The organism is Bradyrhizobium sp. ISRA442 (genome assembly GCF_038085055.1).
GTDB lineage: Bacteria > Pseudomonadota > Alphaproteobacteria > Rhizobiales > Xanthobacteraceae > Bradyrhizobium.
Window position 1 is genome coordinate 266,152 of sequence record NZ_JALGCN010000001.1, and the last position, 18,939, is coordinate 285,090.

The following is an 18,939-nucleotide window of genomic DNA, read 5'->3' on the forward strand; positions in this document are numbered from 1 at the left end:
CCCCGCAATGACGGGTGGAGCCCGGAATCACGGGTGGAGCGAGTGTAGACCACTCGATCACCCCTTCTTCTTCGGCTCCCACTTCTCCGTCGGGCCGCCGGCGTCGCGCCAGGCGGCGTAGCCGCCGGCGATGTGGGCGACGGGCTTGAGGCCCATGTCCTGCGCGGTCTTGGCGGCGAGCGCGGAGCGCAGGCCACCTGCGCAGTGGAAGACGAACTTCTTGTCCTCCTGGAAGATCGGCTTTGCATAGGGGCTCTGCGGATCGATCCAGAATTCGAGCATGCCGCGCGTGCAGGCGAACGCGCCAGGGATGCGGCCGTCGCGCTCGATCTCTCTGGGATCGCGGATGTCGACGATAACGACGTCGCCGGTCTTGGAGATCTCGATCGCGTCCTTGGCTGTGAGCGTCTCGATCTCGGCATTGGCCTCGTCGATCAGCGCCTTGATGCCGCGGCTGATGGTCTGGGGCATGTGCTTCTCCCTCTTTTCTCTCTCGTCGTTCCGGGCGGTGCGCAGCATCGAACCCGGAATCCATTTCTCCACCAACGCCGCGGCCCGATGGATTCTCAGATGCGCAATTGCGCATCATAGTTCGCGACTTCGTCGCGCCCCGGAATGACGGCGGTGGCTAGTGCGTCAACTCCTTCATCGCGCCTTCGAGACCCTCGATGGTGATCGGGAACATGCGATTGGCGAAGATGCGGCGGATGATAGTCGTCGATTCCGAATAGTCCCAGTGCTTCTGCTGCACCGGATTGAGCCACACCGCATGCGGATAGGTGCGGATGATGCGCTCGAGCCAAACCGAGCCGGGCTCCTCGTTGACGTGCTCGACCGAGCCGCCCGGCACCATGATCTCGTAGGGCGACATCGAGGCGTCGCCGACGAACACGACCTTGTAGTCGTGCGGATATTTGTGCAGCACGTCCCAGGTCGGCGTGCGGTCGGTGAAGCGGCGCTTGTTCTGCTTCCACACGCCTTCATAGAGGCAGTTGTGGAAGTAGAAATACTCCATGTGCTTGAACTCGCTCTTCGCCGCCGAGAACAGCTCTTCGACCTGCTCGATATGCGCGTCCATCGAGCCGCCGATGTCGAAGAAGACGAGCACCTTCACCGCATTGCGCCGCTCGGGCCGCATGTGGACGTCGAGATAGCCGTGATTGGCGGTCTCCCGGATCGTGGTGTCAAGATCGAGTTCGTCCGGCGCACCGGTGCGCGCGAATTTGCGCAGACGGCGCAACGCCACCTTGATGTTGCGGATGCCGAGCTCGACATTGCCGTCGAGATCCTTGAACTCGCGCTTGTCCCACACCTTCACGGCGCGGTTGTTGCGGTTCTTCTCCTGGCCGATGCGCACGCCTTCCGGATTGTAGCCATAGGCGCCGAACGGCGAGGTGCCGGCGGTGCCGATCCACTTGCTGCCGCCCTGGTGGCGGCCCTTCTGCTCCTCGAGCCGCTTCTTCAAGGTCTCCATGAGCTTGTCCCAGCCCATGGCCTCGATCTGCTTCTTCTCCTCCTCGGTGAGGTACTTTTCCGCGAGCTTCTTCAGCCACTCCTCGGGGATCTCCGCCTTCTCCATGGCGTCGAGCAGGCTTTCCAGTCCCTTGAACACCGTGCCGAAGACGCGATCGAACTTATCGAGGTTGCGCTCGTCCTTCACCAGCGCCGAGCGCGACAGGTAATAGAAATTCTCGACCGTGTAATCCGCGAGGTCGGCATCCAGCGCCTCCATCAGCGTGAGGTATTCGCGCAGCGTCACAGGGACCTGCGCATCGCGCAATGAGGTGAAGAATTGCAGGAACATGAGTGACAGATTGCCCGTCGGGTGGCTGCCGTCAAGGGGCGCCGTCCGCCCCTCGAAGCTGGACCGGGGCACTATTTGCTCTAGAATTGAGCCGCTTGAGGCTTGGCTTTGGGGATCTTTATCATGGGAATCATCGCAGCGCTGATCATCGGCGCGATCGCCGGCTGGCTCGCCGGGAAAATTGTCCACGGGGCGGGATTTGGCCTGATCGGCAACATCGTGGTGGGCATCATCGGCGCGCTGGTCGCGAGCTGGGTGCTGCCGCAGCTTCACATCGAGCTCGCTACCGGCACCTTCGGCGCCATCGTGGACGCCACGATCGGCGCGGTGATTGTGCTGGTCATCCTTTCGCTGATAAAACGGGTCTGAACGCTTGACCGAACCCAAGGAACGGCCGCTTCGAGCGGCCGTTCCTTTTGTCGGCCCGAAGCCAAAGGCTCGCGCCGACGATCAACTAAGGACGCGCAATGAAATTTACCGGCACCAAGGACTATGTTGCGACCGACGATCTCAAGGTCGCGGTCAACGCCTCGATCGTGCTGGAGCGGCCGCTGCTCATCAAGGGCGAGCCCGGCACCGGCAAGACGGTGCTGGCCGAGGAAGTGGCGAAGGCGCTGAACGCGCCGCTTTTGACCTGGCACATCAAGTCCACCACCAAGGCGCAGCAGGGCCTCTACGAGTATGACGCGGTGTCGCGCCTGCGCGACAGCCAGCTCGGCGATGCGCGGGTGTCCGACATCAAGAACTACATCAAGCGCGGCAAACTGTGGGAGGCCTTCACCGCCGAGCAGCGCCCGGTGCTGTTGATCGACGAGATCGACAAGGCCGACATCGAGTTTCCGAACGACCTGCTGCTCGAGCTCGACCGCATGGAATTCCATGTCTACGAGACCGGCGAGACGATCAGGGCGAAGCAGCGCCCGATCATGATGATCACCTCCAACAACGAGAAGGAGCTGCCGGACGCGTTCCTGCGCCGCTGCTTCTTCCACTACATCAAATTCCCGGACGCCGAGACCATGGGCCGGATCGTCGACGTCCACTTCCCCGGCATTAAGAAGCGCCTCGTCGAGGAAGCCTTGCGCATCTTCTTCGAGGTGCGCGAGGTGCCCGGCCTGAAGAAGAAGCCGTCGACCTCCGAGCTGCTCGATTGGCTGAAGCTGCTGCTCAACGAAGACATGAGCGTCGAGCAGCTCCGCGAGCGTGATCCGCGAAAACTGATCCCACCGCTGCACGGCGCGCTGCTCAAGAACGAGCAGGACGTGCACCTGTTCGAGCGGCTGGCGTTCCTGAGCCGGCGGGAGGTGTAGGCGGCTGGGATGCCTCGTAGGATGGGTAGAGCGAAGCGAAACCCATCGCGTCCAACGCAAACGCTGCGAGATGATGGGTTTCGCTTCGCTCTACCCATCCTACAAACTATTGGCTTTCGCCAGGACGACATTGGAGGGCGTTGGCGCGCTCTCTCGATTTCGTCATTGCGAGCGCAGCGAAGCAATCCAGAATCCCTCCGCGGAAAGGACTCTGGATTGCTTCGCTGCGCTCGCAATGACGAAACGAGGTTGCGGCGAATTCGCGCTACGCCACCGCCGCATCCGGAATGCGCGCGGCTTCCATGGGCTGCTTGCCGCGGATCAAGTCCGAGGCACGGTCGGCGATCATCATGGTCGACGCATTCAGGTTCGCCGAGATCATGCGCGGCATCACCGAAGCGTCGATCACGCGCAGGCCTTCGAGGCCGTGGACTCGAAGCTGGTCGTCGACCACCGCCCAAGTCGAATCCGCAGGGCCCATGCGGCAGGTGCAGCCGGGGTGGAAGGTGGTGGTACCGCGCTGAGTTGCGGCGTGCAGGAATTCGTCGTCGGTGTTGACGTTCGGACCGGGGAAATCCTCGTACGCGTAATAGGGCGACAGCGGCGCGGATTTCAGCAAGCGCCGCGCGAGCTTCATCCCGCCCACGACGACGCGACGGTCGAGCTCGGCGTCGAGATAGTTGGTCTGGATGATCGGCGGCGCAAACGGGTCAGCCGAGCGGATGCGGACATAACCGCGGCTCTCCGGGCGCTGCTGCCATGAGGCGACCGTCATCCCGGGCTCGTCCTCGAGCTGGCCCTGCACGCCTTCCTTGTAGGACGCCGGCGTGAAGGTGAGCTGCAGGTCGGAGCTCTCCGCGCTCTCGCCCGAATGCCAGAAGCAATAGACCATAGTCGGCGACAGCGACAGCAGGCCGCGGCGCGTGATGGCCCATTTCAGCGCCTCGACCCAGAGCGAGAGGCCTCGGCGCAGCTCGTTGATGGTCTTGATGTCCTTGACGCGCGCGACCGTACGCGGCGCGTAATGGTCCTGGAGACCCTCGCCGACCGGCAACGCGTGACGCACCGTGATGCCGTGGGCCTGCAACAAATCGGGTGAGCCGATGCCGGAGAGCTGCAAGAGCTGCGGCGAATTATAGGTACCACCGGACAGGATCACTTCCTTGTTGGCGCGCACCTCGACAGGATGGCCGCCACGGCCGCCCTTCATGTAGCGCACGCCGACGGCGCGCTTGCCCTCGAAGATGATCTCGGTCGCATGCGCATGCGTGTGCACATGCACGTTGGGCCGCTTCATCGCGGGCTTGAGGAACGCGGTCGAACCGGAGACGCGCAGGCCGTTGTTGATGGTACGCTGGCAGTAGGAGACGCCTTCCTGGGTCTTGCCGTTGTAATCGGGGTTGCGGGGAATGCCGAGCGACACCGCACCTTCCATGAAGGCCTCACAGAGCGGATCGCGCCAATCCATCGTCGTGACCGTGAGACGGCCCTCACGGCCGCGATAGAGCGCCTCGCCCTCGCCCACCCGCTTCTCCAGCCGCCGGAAGTATGGCAGCACGTCGGCGTAACCCCAACCGCGATTGCCCATCTGCGCCCAGGTGTCAAAATCCATGCGCTGGCCACGGTTGTAGATATGGCCGTTGATCGAGGACGAGCCGCCGAGCGTCTTGCCGCGCGGCGCGTAGATGCTGCGCCCGCCGGTCCAGGGCCCCGGCTCCTGCTGGTAGGCCCAGTTGATGCTCTTCATGTGGAAGGTCTTGATGAAGCCCGCCGGCAGGTGAATGTAGGGATGCCAGTCGCTGGGGCCCGCCTCGAGCACGCAGACGCTGGTAGCGGGGTCTTCGCTGAGCCGGCTGGTCAGCACGCAGCCGGCCGAGCCCGCGCCGACGATCACATAATCAAATCTATCCATGGTATCCGCCAGAAGCCGCTCAGCGCGGCTTGTCGTTGAGTTGATAATTCAGATGCGCCTGCACCGTCGGCCATTCCGCGGCGGTGATGCTGTAAACCACTGTGTCGCGCAGCGTGCCGTTGGGCGCGATCTGGTGGCTGCGCAATATGCCGTCCTGCTTGGCGCCCAGACGCTCGATCGCGCGGCGGCTCTGGTGATTGAAGAAATGCGTGCGGAACTCGACCGCGATGCAGTTCAGTGTCTCGAAGGCGTGCTGGAGCAGCAGCAATTTGCACTGCGTATTGAGCGGCCCACGCTGCGCGCTCTTCCCATACCAGGTCGAGCCAATCTCGACGCGACGATTGGCGGCATCGATATTCATGTAGGTCGTCATGCCGACGATTTTCCCTGCGGCATCGAACACGGTGAACGGCAGCATGGAGCCGGCGGCCTGGAGCCCGAGACGGCGGTCGATTTCCTTGCCCATGTTCTCCGGCAGGGGAATCGCGGTGTACCAGAGTTTCGAGAGCTCGCCGTCCTTCACGGCCTCCACCAGCCCCTCGCGATGCTGATGCGACAGCGGCTCGAGACGGGCATGCTGTCCGCGCAGGGTAATGGGATCCGGCCAGGGCATTGAAGGTGTCTCCTTACGTCATTGCGAGCGAAGCGAAGCAATCCAGAATCTTTCCGCGGATGCATTCCTGGATTGCTTCGTCGCTTCGCTCCTCGCAATGACGGTAACTACTACAGGCATTGCTCACTTGTTTAGAAAATTAAGTGGCAAACCGACGCGCGGCCAGTCCATGGCGATCAGCTCGCCCCTGCCCGACAGCGTGATGTAGGCGGTCTTCAGCTCGGGGCCGCCGAAGGCGATGTTGGTGGTGACGCGGTCGCCGGTCGGCACCTGCTCGACCAGCGTGCCGTCGGGCGCGATCACCGAGATGCAGCCGGAGACGAGGGTCGCAACGCAGACATTACCGTTTGCCTCCACCGCAAGCGAGTCGAACATCTGGTAGCCGCCGAGGCCGCAGATCGGCTTTCCGCGCTCGCCGCGGTAGATCGCATCGCGCGGCTTGAGCGTGCCCGGCGCGGAGAGCTCGTAGGCCCAGAGCCGCCCCGTGGGCGTCTCCGCGATGTAGACGGTGGCCTCGTCCGGCGACAGCCCGATGCCGTTCGCCGGCAGCACGCCGTGCACGACCTCGACGATCTCCTTCATGCCGGGCTTGAGGTAATACATGCCGCCGACGTCCATCTCGCGCGCGCGGCGCTTGCCGAGATCGGAAAACCACAGGCCGCCGTGCTTGTCGAAGACGAGATCGTTCGGCCCGCGCAGATCGTGCTCGCCGCACTTCGTCATGACGGTCTCGACCTTGCCGGATTGCAGGTCGACGCGCTGGATCGAACCGCCGAGATAGTCATCGGGCTGCGGTCCCGGCATGATCGTGGTGCGGGTCGGGATCCAGGAGAAGCCGCCATTGTTGCAGACATAGATCTTACCGTCGGGCCCGAGCGCGGCACCATTCGGGCCGCCCGGAACCTTGGCGACGATCTCCTTGCGGCCATCGGGATAGACGCGGGTCAGGCGCTGGCCACGGATTTCGACCAGCACGACCGAACCGTCCGGCATCACGACCGGCCCTTCGGGAAATTCAAGGTCGGTGGCGAGAACGCGGACGTTGGACATTTTGGGACCTCCCGGCTGCTTGTTATGGCTTGCACGGGATGTCCGGCGCGGGCCCCGCAGGCAAGATTTGCCTGCGGTTATGACAAAGTCACTGAGCCTTGCCAAGCAAGCGGGCAGGTATGCCAGCCCTGCGCGGTAAAGCGCGATGAGGACTGTCATCGCGCTCTCGGTTGTTATTTGAGCATGATCTTTCGGAAAACCGCTTTACTCCTTGACCGGCAGCCAGATCTCGAAGCCGCCATTGCCGGTCGCGGGATCGAACCTCTCGTCATAGCGCTCGAAGCTCGGCGCGTCCGCAGCTTTCAGGCCAGAGGCCGGCAGCCATTGATTCCAGATCGTGTTGACGGTGCGGCGGATCGAGGCGACGTGCTCGGCGTGGGTGAACACCGCATAGCGCTGCTCGGGAATGCGGATGCGACCGAAGCGGCGCGGCAGGTCGGAGAAATCGGCGACCTCGACGCCAGCGATGTAGTCGAAATTGCCGGCGTCATCGCCGTTGCAGCAGACGCCATAGGCCACTTGATATTCTCCCTGGCCAATGCGCGCAGGAATGTCGGCGACCTCCTGGTGGAAACGGTGCCACAGGCCCGGGATGACGGCGCCGTTGTCGCAAGAGATGCGCTCGGTGGGGCCGGCGACGAGAAAGGTCTTTGCGGTTTCGAAACGCGGGGCTGTGAGAGTGTCGAGCATGGTGGAGTCCATGAGGATCGGCTCCTGAAGCTTGAGGTCCTTGACGCACGTTGCCGCCCTCACCGCTTCGGGCGTGGCGCCGAAATGGTCGCGGAACGCGCGGGTGAATGCTTCGTGGGAGCCGTAGTCCGCCTCCAGCGCCAGTGACAGGATATCGGGCGCGCCTTTGGCAAGGAGACGCGCGGCCTCCGTCAGCCGCCGCCCGCGCACGTAACGCATCACTGGAAGCCCGGTCGCTGTGGCAAACGCGCGCACCATGTGGAACCGCGATACGCCGCCGACCGCAGCGATCTCGTCGAGCGTCATCGGCTCGGCAAAGATGGCTCTCGACATACCAGAGTGCGCGTTGGGCAGGGTTCATGGTGTGTTGGCCCTCGTTCGAAGCGCGGCCACGATGCGCGCGATGCCGCCCGCTCCGCTTGATCGGCATTGCTGTCGTGCAAGAGGATAGCGCCGGAGCGGCCACTGGCAACGTCCAGGCGTTCATGTCTACACTCCAGAGCTTCCCTGAAACCGCTCACGAGAAAGCTGGAGGAACCGCGCCATGAAAATCACCGATGTGCGGGCACACCATATCCGCATCCCCTATGACGCCGGCGTTGCGAGCTTTCGCCAAGGCGCCTCCGCGATCACCGCCCTCGACATGGTGATCGTCGAGGTTACGACTGACGCTGGGCTGACCGGCTGGGGCGATGCCTTCGCCTATGTCTGCCCGCGCACCACGTGCAGCGCCGTCGAGGAGATGATCGCGCCGCAGGCCCGCGGGCTCGAGGCTCCTGACGCGGCCGGCATTCCGGCAGTGATGGAACAGATCCAGCGCAACCTGCATCTGTTCGGCCGCTATGGCATCACCATGTTCGCGATCTCCGGACTCGACATCGCATTGTGGGACCTTGCCGCGAAGATCAAGGGAGTTCCGGTGCATCGCCTGCTCGGGGAAATCAAGCGCACGGCCATTCCAGCCTATGCGAGCCTGTTGCGGATCGGTAAACCCGAGAGCATCGCCGCCGAATGCAGGAAGGCCCTCGCGCTCGGCTACGGCGCCATCAAGCTGCACGAGACCACGACGCCTGCGGTACTTGCCGCGCGCGAGGCGATCGGCCCCGGCATTCCGCTGATGGTCGACATGAACTGCCCGCTCACCGGCGAGCAGGCGATCGCGTTCGCGAAGACATGCCGGGATGCGCAACCGATGTTCTTGGAGGAGCCGGTCTGGCCGCCGGAGGATTTTGCCACGCTCGCCGAGGTGCGCAGCAAGAGCGGGCTCGCGATCGCCGCCGGCGAGAATGCCTGCACGGAATATCAATTCCGCCAGATGATGACGGCGGGCGCGGTGAGCCACGCCCAGCCATCGGTCATCAAGGTCGGCGGCATCACAGAATTCCTAAAGGTCGTAAGCCTGGCCGATGAGCTCGGCGTCAGTATCGTCCCGCATTCACCGTATTTCGGCCCGGGCCTTCTGGCGACACTGCATCTGTTGGCGTTGCGCGACGACGGGCTCGTCGAGATGTTCTACTTGAAGCGCGAGGCATGCCTCTGGAGTGGTCGCGCCGATGTCGATGCCACCGGTCATGTCGCGGTTCCGGCCGGCCCGGGGCTTGGCTACGAGCCCGATCTTGGCGTGATGGAGCGATATCGCGTCGCGTGATCGCTACAGCGCGATGAGATCGGGATGAATCGTCATCGCGCTTTAGGTTATTGTTTGAGCATGATCTCCGCGCAAACGCGTTCCGCGTTTGTCGCGAGGGAAAGCCGCTGCACACTTTTCCGGATCATGCTCAAGAGCGGGCGCGCCTATCTCGTCGCATCCTTGTTTCCCTCCTTGGCCGCCGGCTGCGCATCCTTTGCGGGCGGCGCATCCTGCTTCTTCTTCAACTCTTCCGCCGTCTTCGCCTGCGCGGCTTGGAGATCGCCGAGTGTCTTCTGCAAGCCGGCGACGCTGGCCTTGAGCGTATCGATCTGGCGATTGGCAGCGTCGAGCTTCTGCTGATGATCAAGGTTGAGCTTGGTGATCGTCTTCTGCAGGAAGTCGACGTTGCTCTGCAGGCAGCTCGTGCGCCGCTCCATTGTCTTCTCGACCGTGCAGATCTCGATGCCGGGCACGTCCTGCGCGCCGACCTGTGGCGGCGCGAGCGTTGCAAGCAGCAACGTCGCGAAACAAATGGCAGCACTCCTGCACGGCATGCGGGTTCCCTATCGATTCGATCACATCAATGTGCGCAGATCGCGCACAGCACGCCGAGGCTACCACACTGACACCGCATTCTCGCGTTGAGCTTGGCCCGTTCCCATGGGCGGGGAGCAATGATCAGCACGCGGGGAGACGTGGGTGCTTCTCCGCGGCTTTCTTTAGGGGAGATTTTTGGAATGGCAACGCGCGAAAGACGTTTGGCAGAGTTCGACGGCGCAGGAGAACCACCGCCCGGCATGCCGCTCGAAGTGCTGTGTGAAGATCATAGCGGAACGTATCAATTGCCGTTCGCATGCCGTTACGTCGAGGGTCGCTGGCGCAACGACGAAGCGGGAATCGCTGTGGAAGCCACCGTCATCGGCTGGCGCCTGCCGCGCGTGAAGCAGACCGCCTGACCGCGCGGCCCTGTCTCAAAATGTAACGGCGCAACGCGTCCGCTTAACCTTCGGAACGCGGCCCGAACGAATCACGTCCGAATCAGTCGGAACGCTTTGTACGCGCCTGTTCACGGCTAGATGTCGCCAAGTGCCTGCGCGCGCGTACCATATCTGCGCGACGCGCGTGCAGGCGTGAGCCGTCGCCTGCTCGCAAAAGTTAACGGCTTCAAGCGCATGGCGTCTCCGGCGGACCATAGCCGGGCGCCGGCGCATCGCGGGATGCTGGGTACCTTCCCCCGCTCCCGAAACAGGCAACGCCGCGGAAGGTCTGCCTAATATTCGACCTCGAGCTCCTCGATCTCGGCAGGTTCCTCCCGGGCCGCCGCAATCCATTCCTGCATCTCGACCATCCCCATGATGGTGTCGGCATAGGCCTTTAGCCGCGGCTCGAGCTTGACGTCATAGGTCACAAAGCGCGTCACGACGGGCGCGTACATCGCATCCGCCATGGTGCGCGTCGCGCCGAACAGGAAGGGCCCGCCGGATTTCTCCAGGCAGTCGCGCCAGATGAACCAGACCCTGTCGATATCGGCCTGCGCCCGCGACCAGATCTTGAAGCCTGGGAAATGCCCCTTCAGATTGACCGGCAGCGACGCGCGCAGCGTGGTGAAACCGGAATGGATTTCGCCGCAGATCGAACGGCAATGGGCGCGCTCGATGCGGTCGGCCGGCAACAGGCCGGCGTCCGGCCTGACCTCGTTGAGATATTCGGCGATTGCCAGCGTATCCCAGATCGTGGCGTCCTCGTGTCGCAGGCACGGCACCAGGATCGACGACGACAGCAGGAGAATTTCGGCGCGCGCGGAAGGATCGTCGGGCGCGGTCACGATCTCCTCGAAATCGAGCCCGGAAAACTTCGCCAGCAGCCAGCCGCGCAGTGACCAGGACGAATAGTTCTTGCTGCTGATCGTCAGTGTCGCCTTCGCCATATGGCTCTTCCCTCACGCTTCGCGACACCGCTGCGCCGTCCCTGCGGTGCCCAATGCTTGTGCTTCCCGCGCAATCAGCAGCAAGCGACGTGCCAGTTTTCAGGGCGCCATGCCCCGGGCTGGCGCCGATATTGCATGGCAGCACGGGACAGGTGGGCGCTTCAGTATGATGTCGATGTTCTATCAGGCCTTTCAGAACCACATGGACCTGACCCAGCCATGGCGGGCGGGGGCCTCTTCCGCGCTGAAGTACCTCAACCTGGTACCGCAGGGCATGTCAGATCAGATCATCGGCCGGCTCGCCGCAGCGCTGGAGTTGATCTCGCGCTCCACCCTTACTTATGACCGCCCAGCCTATGACATCGACCAGGTCACGGTGGGCAATCGCGAGGTCGCCGTCACCGAAGAGATCGTCTACGCCACGCCGTTCGGCTCGCTGTTGCATTTCAAGAAGGAGGACGTGCCCGAGCAGCCGCGCATGCTGCTGGTGGCGCCGATGTCCGGACACTTCGCCACGCTGCTGCGCGGCACCGTGAAGACGCTGCTCCAGGACCACGACGTCTACATCACCGACTGGCACAATCCGCGCAACATTCCGCGCAGTGAAGGCCGCTTCGGACTCGACGACTATACCGAGCACCTCATCGATTTCCTCGGACAGCTCGGTCCGCGCCCGCACATGGTCGCGATCTGCCAACCCTCGGTCTCGGCGCTCGCCGCCGCCGCGATCATGTGCGAGGACAACCACCCGTCCCGGCCGGCCACGCTGACGCTGATGGCCGGCCCGATCGACACGCGGGTGCAACCCACAAAGGTCAATGAATTCGCCAAGAGCAAGCCGATCGCCTGGTTCGAGCGCAACCTGATCAACTACGTGCCGGTGCAGTGCCGCGGCGCCTTGCGGAAAGTCTATCCGGGGTTCGTGCAGCTCACCGCCTTCGTCTCGATGAATCTCGAGCGCCACATCAAGCAGCATCTCGATCTCGCCAACCACATCGCCAAGGGCGAGAAGGACAAGGCCGAAAGCATCAAGACCTTCTACGACGAATATTTCGCAGTGATGGACCTGCCGGCCGAGTTCTACATCGAGACCGTACGCGACGTGTTCCAGGAGCACCTCCTGCCACTGGGCAGGCTGATGCATCGCGGCCGCATGGTGAACCCCAGGGCGATCGGCCGCATGGGGCTGATGACGGTCGAGGGCGAGAAGGACGACATCTGCTCGATCGGCCAGACGCTCGCAGCCCAGGACCTTTGCACCGGCGTGCGCGCCTATCGCCGTGTCCACCACATGCAGGCCGGCGTCGGCCACTACGGCGTGTTCTCAGGCAAGCGCTGGAACAACGAGATCTATCCACTCTTGCGGGATTTCGTGCACGTCAATTCGTGAGGCGCGGCGGGCGTCCGGCCGGGCGAAATGCGCCTCTACCCTCGGGGATTCGCCCAGCCCCCGTAGCACCGCCGATGACGCCCCCCGCAATCCGCACATCTCCGGATTTCGCCGCGCCGGATGCGGGCTAAAATCCCTTCGGAAGACGGCGCCTTCCGTCAGCTTTGACCATCGACTGCGGCAAGCGGAACCTGTAGCTACATTGCGTCAAGGGAACGGCCGATGCCGCGGCTGGAGCTTGGTGTTGGGCCAATGAAACCAAGGGGGCTTTTGACACTTGCCATGGCCTTGCAGGCCGTGGTGACTGCCGCGGCCCTGCTGGCGTCGTATGCCTTGATCCGCACCGCCCAGCCGCACGAGTTCGGCCCGGCGCAAATCCTGGCGCTGCTCGCAAGCGGCGGCGTCGCGCTTGTCCTCGCGCGGTTCTGCGCGCGCCGGGTCGAAAGCCGGCAGAGTAAGCAGGCCGCCGCGCAAATGGCCGGCGAGGCGGAGCTGCGCGCCGCGCTCGCGCAAAGCGAGCGGCAAACGCAGGCGGTAATCGAAACCGCATTCGACGCCTTCGTCCAAACCGATGAAGACGGCATCGTGGTGTCGTGGAGCCCGCAGGCCGAAGCGCTGTCGGGCTGGACGCGCGCGGAGGCGATCGGCCGCGACGTGGTCGACCTCGTCGTTGCCGAGCCGCTCCGCGACGCGTTCAGGCAGCGCATGACGCAGCGCCTGCCCGAGTTGTCTGAAAGCCCGATCGGTATCCGCTTCGAAGCGAGCCTGATCCACAGGAACGGCGACCAGATCCTGATCGAGGCATCGAGCACGGCGCTACGCCGCGGCGGGAGCTATGTCGTCAACACCTTCGTCAGGGACGTGACGCAGAAGCGTGCCGCCGAAGAGCAACTGATCCAGGCGCAGAAGATGGAAGCGGTCGGCCAGCTCACGGGCGGCATCGCGCACGAGTTCAACAATATGCTCACCGTCATCACCGGGACGATCGAGATCCTCGCGGAGGCCGTAAGGAACGATCCGCATCTTTCGACGATCACGAAACTGATCAGCGAAGCGGCCGATCGCGGCGCCACGCTGACCTCCAGCCTGCTCTCATTCGCAAGGAAGCAATCGCTGCTGCCGAGCGAGATCGACGTCAACGAGCTGATCGAGGAGGTCGCCAGACTCCTGCTCGCCACCTTCGACAAGAAGATCGAGATCGCGACGAAGCTCAATCGCGAGGCCTGGCCGGCGCTCGTCGACAAGGGACAGTTGAGCTCGGCGCTGCTCAATCTCGCGCTCAACGCCCGCGATGCGATGGCCGACGGCGGCAAGCTCACGATCATGACGAGCAATGTCGTGTTCGGGCTGCGTGACGCCGCGGCGGCCGGCGTCGGCTATGCCGGCGACTACGTCGAAATCGCCATTGCCGACACCGGCACCGGGATTGCGCAGTCCAATCTCGGCAGGATCTTCGATCCGTTCTTTTCCACGAAGGAGGTTGGAAAGGGGACCGGGCTCGGGCTCAGCATGGTGTTCGGTTTCGTCAAGCAGTCCGGCGGCAGCATCAAGGTCTCCTCGGAGGAAGGCCGTGGCACCACGTTCAGGATCTACCTGCCCAAGGCCGAGACCGGCACAGGCCGCGCGACCGGCGACAGCGTGCACAGGATGGTCGGCGGACATGAGACCATCCTCTGCGTCGAGGACGACCGCGAGGTGCGCAAATACGTGACGGTCCAGCTTGAGAGTTTGGGCTACAAGGTCATCGTCGCTGCCGGCGCCGTCGAGGCGCTCGCCATTGCCGCAGAAGGTACGCCCTTCGACCTCCTGTTCAGCGACATTGTCATGCCCGGCGGCATGAATGGCCGGGAGCTTGCCGAACGCCTTGTCGCCGCGCGGCCGTCATTGCGGGTCCTGCTCACCTCGGGCTACGCCTACGACTCGCTGCATGCGCAGGACCGCGCCGGCCACGGCGTGCCACTCCTGACCAAACCCTACCGCAAGGCCGAGCTCGCGCGCATGTTGCGCCGCTGCCTTGACACTGCCGTCGACGCCGTCGGCGATCCGATCCCGCTACCCTACTCGGTCCAACCCGAGGTTGACCGCTTCCTGCGCAAGCAGGCGTCCGACGAGAACGGCGCGACGCGGTCAAAGAAGTAGCGCGCCCGCTAACTCAGCCGCCGCCTCAGGGTCGCCGAGGGCGTCTCGCCGAATTTTGCGCGGTAGTCGCCGGCCATGCGGCTCAAATGCGTGAAGCCGAGATCGAGGGCGATGTCGGTGATGGAGGCATCGGGCACGGCTTGCGAGAGGCGAGCGTGGAGGTTGGCGAGGCGGATGTCGCGCAACATCCCGGAGATCGACTGGCCGAAATGCCGGCGAAAGCCGAGCTGAAGTGCGCGGATGCCAATGCCGGACACGCAGGCAAGCTGCACGAGATCGAGCGGTTCACCGGCATTGACCGCAAGATAGTCCCGCGCGGCGCGAAGCGCGCGCGGCAGGCGTTCGGCCTGTCCCGAGAACGTCCTGATCGCATCGGACAGGTCGTGCCGTTGGTGGTTGAGGAAATGATCGAGCAGCGTCTCGCGCCAGTCGGCGGTCGCGACCGCCGAAAGGCTGCGGGATGGTCCGAGGCGTTCGGCAAGCGTCATCAAAGCGTCGAGCTTCGCTCGGAGGCCGAATGCAGTGGGCGCGTTCAGGTCTATGACCGGATCGAACTCGACGGCCGCGGATGTCCGGCCCGACAGCGCCGCAGCGCGCTGCTCGACCATGCGGCGGTCGAGCAGCAGGATCGCCTGCGCGCAGTCGGTCCACACCATCCGGGTCGGAATCGTCGGGGACAACAGCGAGGCTGCCCGTCCCGGCGCGGTCGCGATGTCGCTGGCGCCCGCGCGTATCCGGGCGGCGCCCCGCAGGGGGATCTGCACCAGGAAGAAGCGTTCGAGGCAGCCGGGATCGATAATGACCGATCCGCCATAGCCGACATAGCTGATCGAAAAGCCGTCAAAGGCCGCGCAGTTGTGCCGGGCCGAGAAGCCGGACGACCGCGCTTGCATGGGCTTGAGGTCATGCGGGCAGAAGATGCGCCCGACTTGCTCGGCCGCCTCGTCGACATCAGCCGTGCTGACGCGGGCGAACTCCGCGAGCCTTTCGGTACTGGAGCGGCGCGCGCTCATTTCCAGCTCGGCTGCGGACATCACCGACCACGCTTCGCGTCACGGAATTATTTTAAGCCTATAATGGTTTCTCGTCCCCGGAAAGAGCCGCGTCGCAAAATCGTCGTGCTGCAGGGCAGCAGCCAAGTCCGGAGCCGCGTCCGGATTCGTTTAGCGGATAGACAGCGCCGTGCGCGTAGCCGAAGCTCCACCCTCGCCGGAATCCATGAGGAGGCGAGCATGACTGCACTCGAGAAGGGCATTACCGCGAACGGCACGGGCTATGGCGGCAAGAGCTGGAACATCCTGGGCCAGCTCTATTTCCCGAAAGCCATCACCGACTCCACCTTCGCGTTCGAGACCAACAGCGAGCCCGGCCAGTTCGTGCCGGTGCACATCCATCCGACCCAGGACGAGTTCATCCTGGTGCAGGAAGGCGTGCTCGACCTCAAGCTCGACGGCCAGTGGGTCAAGGCCAAGGCCGGCGATCTCGTGCGCATGCCGCGCGGCATCCCGCACGGCTATTTCAACAAGTCGGACAAGCCGTGCCGCGCGCTGTTCTGGGTCTCGCCGATGCAGAAGCTGGAGGCGCTGTTCAACCAGCTCCACAACCTGACCGACCCCGCCGAGGTCGTGCGCATCTCGGCCCTGCACGAGGTCGACTTCCTGCCGCCCGAGGCCAACGACTAGGCGGCCGGCCTCCACGTTCATTTTCGCCCGATCGCAAGTCCACGGGCCGCTCAGCGCGGCCGAGCGTGGCCGCTTGCGCCCAAAGCAACTCCAATGTGCGAGCAGTCCCATGGTCAGCCCCAAGCATGTCTGCGTGATCGGCGCCGGCGTCTCCGGCCTTGCCGCCGCAAAGGCGTTTTCTACCCGCGGTCACCGGGTCACTATCGTCGAACGTAGCGCCGATCTCGGCGGCGTCTGGGAGCCGGCACGCTCCTATCCGGAGGTGCAGACCCAGAGCCCGAAGGAGCTCTACCGCTACACCGATCGCGCCATGCCGCAAGGCTATCCGGAATGGCCGACTGGGCCGCAGGTCTATGCCTACCTCATCGACTATGCGAGGAGCTTCGGCATCGACCGCATGCTGCGGCTTCGCACCAGCGTGGCCGGCATGGCGCGGCGCGCGGACGGCAAGCCGGGCTGGACGCTGACGCTGACGGACAAGAGTGGCGCGATCACGAATGAGGATTTCGATTTCGTCGCCGTCTGCACCGGACAATTCAACGAGCCGCGCGAGCTGAACTGTCCCGGCGAAGACGGATTCAAGGCGCAGGGCGGCCAGATCCTGCATTCGTCCAAATACAATGACCCCGCGCTTGCGAAGGGGCGCCGCGTCGTCGTGCTCGGCGGATCGAAATCGGCGACCGACATCGCCGTCAACGCGGTGAAGGCGGGCGCGCGCGAGGTGACGATCGTGATGCGTGAACCGGTCTGGCGCATTCCCTACTTCATCGGCGGGCTCGTCAACTTCAAGCGCATCCTCTACATCCGAGCCCAGGAGCAGATGTTTCCCGGCTGGGGCGCGAGCCCGATAGCCCGCCTCGCTCATCGCCTCGCGGCTCCCTTGGTCTGGGCGAACTGGCGCGGGCTGGAAAGCCTGTTGAAGGCACAGCTCAAGCTCGGGGCATGCCGGATGGTGCCGAAGGAGCGCATCGAGGATGGCGTCAATTGCTCGGTGCCGATCGCCACGCCCGGCTTCTATCCGATGGTCGCCGACGGCCGCATCAAGGCGCTGTTCGGCAGCTTCGATCATTACGAAGGCGAGACTGTCGTGATGAGCGGAGGCGAGCACGTCGCCGCAGATGTCGCAGTGCTCGCGATCGGCTACAAGCTCGGCGTGCCGTTCCTGCCCGCAGCGTATCAGGCCAAGCTGGTCGATGCGGACGGGCAGTACCGGCTCTATCGTCTGATCGCCAATCCGGACCTGCCGGAGCTCGGCTTCGTCGGCTTCAATTCCTCGTTCTGCACCGTGCTCTGCGCCGACCTCGCCGCCAACTGGCTGGTCCGCTACGCTGACGGGCAACTCGCACGCCAGCCGCGGGCGCAAGAGATGCGCGACAACATCGAGATGATGCTGCACTTCAAGCGCGTCGAGCGGCCGGCCGCAGGCGTCTATGGCGGTCTTTGCGTCGCACCCTACCACTACCGTCACTTCGACGAGCTCTTGGCCGACATCGGCGCCAAGGAGCACAAGCGGAGCCGCCTTGCCGAACGCTTCCTGCCACCGGATGCCGACGCCTACGCAAAGTTCCTGGCGTCGGCGCCGGACTACCGGGCAGCGGCATGAGTTCCGGTTGAGCGGGATTTTGCATCTCGCCAGCCTCCGCCTCTGATGCTTACCATCCCCTTGGCCGTCGAATCGACAGGCCCTGGGGAACCCGCCATGGGACCGAGATGTCTTGCCGCCGCATCCTTGGCGGCTCTTGCCTTCCTTGTCGCGGCGCCCGCCGTCGGACAGCAGGACACGCTGACGCAAAGGCAGTCGGACGCGCTTGCCGCCTATGATCGCGCGCTCGGCAATTTCAAGGCGATCCTTGCCGAGCGGCGCGGTCAGATCGATGCGAAGCAGCCGCTGCCGAATCTGCCGGGACAGGCGCTCTATCTCGCGCGCGTCGCGGTGATCAGCAGCTACAAGGATCTCACGGACGCCATGCCGTCCAGAATCGGCAAGCCCAACAAATTCGAAATTCCGCCCGCCTATTTCGATGCCGACATCGAGCCGCTGGTCGACGAATACGGAAGACTGTTCGACATCATGGAGGCGCCGCCTGCCGGCGCGCAAAGCTCGGCCACTCCGTTCAAGGACGTCGTCGATCTCGCCGTTGCGATCGCGCGGACCAAGGGGCTTTCAGCGGCGCAAGCCGACGCCGCCGGCCGCATCAGCCTGGGGCTGTTCTTCGCGGAGACCAACGGCAAGCAGAACGTCCGCAATGCGCGCTCGAACACCTATATGGGAAGCTTGCAGACGGGCCCGTCCGAAGACCGCAACGGCCGCAGGAAATGGGAGGCTATCAAGCCGGCGATCGCGGCGGCCGACCCCGACTTGAGTGCGCGCGATGACAAGGAGGAAGCGCGGGCACGCGGTACCGATCATCGCTTCAATCACTGGACCGCAGTGAGAGACGGACTCATGAACGCCCATGCGGAGCTGTTCCGGGAGATCCCCGCGATCGTGAAGATGCTGCCCGATCCGATCGATCAGATGAAGCTGTTCGAGCTGATCCAGATAGTCCCCACGCCGACGCGGTCCGCACTCAGGTCGGGCAACCTGCTGGACTACAGGGTGTCCGACCCCACGGTCATGAGACATCTGCGCAACAACAGCATCTTCGCCTTCGGACAGGCCGACAGGGCGCGAACGTCGGCCAGCTTCCGCGACATCCTCGGTGCGATGTGGCTGTTCAACCGCAAGTTCGAGCGCGCGATGGCGAAACACGCGGAGATCAAAGCGCGGTAGCGCCGCCACAGCATCACGC

At 64.1% G+C, this 18,939-nt stretch carries 17 protein-coding genes and 1 pseudogene; 9 read left to right on the forward strand and 9 right to left on the reverse strand.

Going from position 1 to position 18,939, the window contains the following annotated elements:
- Positions 1-57: 57 nt before the first annotated feature.
- Positions 58-471: a rhodanese-like domain-containing protein gene (locus MTR72_RS01250; RefSeq protein WP_280965910.1), complete on the reverse strand. Its 414-nt coding sequence runs from the start codon at positions 469-471 to the stop codon at positions 58-60.
- A gap of 157 nt (positions 472-628) precedes the next feature.
- On the reverse strand, positions 629-1,804 hold the full coding sequence (locus MTR72_RS01255; protein ID WP_280971079.1) for a vWA domain-containing protein: 1,176 nt from the start codon (positions 1,802-1,804) through the stop codon (positions 629-631).
- A gap of 123 nt (positions 1,805-1,927) precedes the next feature.
- Here MTR72_RS01255 and MTR72_RS01260 point away from each other — a divergent pair, with 123 nt between their 5' ends.
- Both MTR72_RS01260 and MTR72_RS01265 read left to right on the forward strand, forming a co-directional pair.
- Positions 1,928-2,173 carry a GlsB/YeaQ/YmgE family stress response membrane protein gene (locus MTR72_RS01260; RefSeq protein WP_280965911.1) on the forward strand — a complete coding sequence of 82 codons (246 nt, stop codon included), beginning with the start codon at positions 1,928-1,930 and terminating at the stop codon, positions 2,171-2,173.
- 98 nt (positions 2,174-2,271) lie between these two features.
- Entirely contained in the window at positions 2,272-3,114 is an 843-nt protein-coding gene (locus tag MTR72_RS01265; RefSeq protein ID WP_280965912.1) for an AAA family ATPase, read from the forward strand.
- A 265-nt stretch (positions 3,115-3,379) separates the two neighbouring features.
- Here MTR72_RS01265 and MTR72_RS01270 read toward each other — a convergent pair whose 3' ends face one another.
- The 4 genes and pseudogenes from MTR72_RS01270 to MTR72_RS01285 all read right to left on the reverse strand — a co-directional run bounded on the left by MTR72_RS01270 (position 3,380) and on the right by MTR72_RS01285 (position 7,740).
- Positions 3,380-5,026 carry a GMC family oxidoreductase gene (locus MTR72_RS01270; protein WP_280965913.1) on the reverse strand — a complete coding sequence of 549 codons (1,647 nt, stop codon included), beginning with the start codon at positions 5,024-5,026 and terminating at the stop codon, positions 3,380-3,382.
- A gap of 19 nt (positions 5,027-5,045) precedes the next feature.
- Positions 5,046-5,639 carry a GNAT family N-acetyltransferase gene (locus MTR72_RS01275; RefSeq protein ID WP_280965914.1) on the reverse strand — a complete coding sequence of 198 codons (594 nt, stop codon included), beginning with the start codon at positions 5,637-5,639 and terminating at the stop codon, positions 5,046-5,048.
- 123 nt (positions 5,640-5,762) lie between these two features.
- Positions 5,763-6,689 carry an SMP-30/gluconolactonase/LRE family protein gene (locus MTR72_RS01280; RefSeq protein ID WP_280965915.1) on the reverse strand — a complete coding sequence of 309 codons (927 nt, stop codon included), beginning with the start codon at positions 6,687-6,689 and terminating at the stop codon, positions 5,763-5,765.
- A gap of 204 nt (positions 6,690-6,893) precedes the next feature.
- Positions 6,894-7,740 (reverse strand): annotated as a pseudogene (locus MTR72_RS01285) (GyrI-like domain-containing protein).
- A 183-nt stretch (positions 7,741-7,923) separates the two neighbouring features.
- Between MTR72_RS01285 and MTR72_RS01290 the strand changes: the two are divergent.
- A complete protein-coding gene (locus tag MTR72_RS01290) occupies positions 7,924-9,027 on the forward strand; it encodes a mandelate racemase/muconate lactonizing enzyme family protein (RefSeq protein ID WP_280965916.1) in 1,104 nt (367 codons plus the stop codon).
- Between the two features lie 146 nt (positions 9,028-9,173).
- Here MTR72_RS01290 and MTR72_RS01295 read toward each other — a convergent pair whose 3' ends face one another.
- Positions 9,174-9,563, reverse strand: a complete 390-nt coding sequence (locus MTR72_RS01295; protein ID WP_280965917.1) for a hypothetical protein — start codon at positions 9,561-9,563, stop codon at positions 9,174-9,176.
- A 183-nt stretch (positions 9,564-9,746) separates the two neighbouring features.
- On the opposite strand from MTR72_RS01295, the gene MTR72_RS01300 reads away from it, so the two are divergent.
- Complete coding sequence (locus tag MTR72_RS01300; protein ID WP_280965918.1) at positions 9,747-9,965, forward strand: hypothetical protein; 219 nt, start codon at positions 9,747-9,749, stop codon at positions 9,963-9,965.
- A gap of 314 nt (positions 9,966-10,279) precedes the next feature.
- Here MTR72_RS01300 and MTR72_RS01305 read toward each other — a convergent pair whose 3' ends face one another.
- Positions 10,280-10,936: a glutathione S-transferase family protein gene (locus MTR72_RS01305; RefSeq protein ID WP_280965919.1), complete on the reverse strand. Its 657-nt coding sequence runs from the start codon at positions 10,934-10,936 to the stop codon at positions 10,280-10,282.
- A gap of 166 nt (positions 10,937-11,102) precedes the next feature.
- Here MTR72_RS01305 and MTR72_RS01310 point away from each other — a divergent pair, with 166 nt between their 5' ends.
- On the forward strand, positions 11,103-12,326 hold the full coding sequence (locus MTR72_RS01310; protein WP_280965920.1) for a polyhydroxyalkanoate depolymerase: 1,224 nt from the start codon (positions 11,103-11,105) through the stop codon (positions 12,324-12,326).
- Between the two features lie 252 nt (positions 12,327-12,578).
- Complete coding sequence (locus MTR72_RS01315) at positions 12,579-14,465, forward strand: PAS domain S-box protein (RefSeq protein WP_280965921.1); 1,887 nt, start codon at positions 12,579-12,581, stop codon at positions 14,463-14,465.
- Positions 14,466-14,473: 8 nt separating this feature from the next.
- Here MTR72_RS01315 and MTR72_RS01320 read toward each other — a convergent pair whose 3' ends face one another.
- Positions 14,474-15,499, reverse strand: a complete 1,026-nt coding sequence (locus tag MTR72_RS01320; protein ID WP_280965922.1) for an AraC family transcriptional regulator — start codon at positions 15,497-15,499, stop codon at positions 14,474-14,476.
- A gap of 198 nt (positions 15,500-15,697) precedes the next feature.
- Between MTR72_RS01320 and MTR72_RS01325 the strand changes: the two genes are divergently transcribed.
- The 3 genes from MTR72_RS01325 (at position 15,698) to MTR72_RS01335 (ending at position 18,920) form a co-directional block, all read left to right on the forward strand.
- Positions 15,698-16,147: a cupin domain-containing protein gene (locus MTR72_RS01325; protein ID WP_063698171.1), complete on the forward strand. Its 450-nt coding sequence runs from the start codon at positions 15,698-15,700 to the stop codon at positions 16,145-16,147.
- A 109-nt stretch (positions 16,148-16,256) separates the two neighbouring features.
- Complete coding sequence (locus MTR72_RS01330; protein ID WP_280965923.1) at positions 16,257-17,750, forward strand: flavin-containing monooxygenase; 1,494 nt, start codon at positions 16,257-16,259, stop codon at positions 17,748-17,750.
- Between the two features lie 96 nt (positions 17,751-17,846).
- Positions 17,847-18,920, forward strand: a complete 1,074-nt coding sequence (locus tag MTR72_RS01335) for a hypothetical protein (RefSeq protein ID WP_280965924.1) — start codon at positions 17,847-17,849, stop codon at positions 18,918-18,920.
- Positions 18,921-18,939 lie beyond the last annotated feature (19 nt).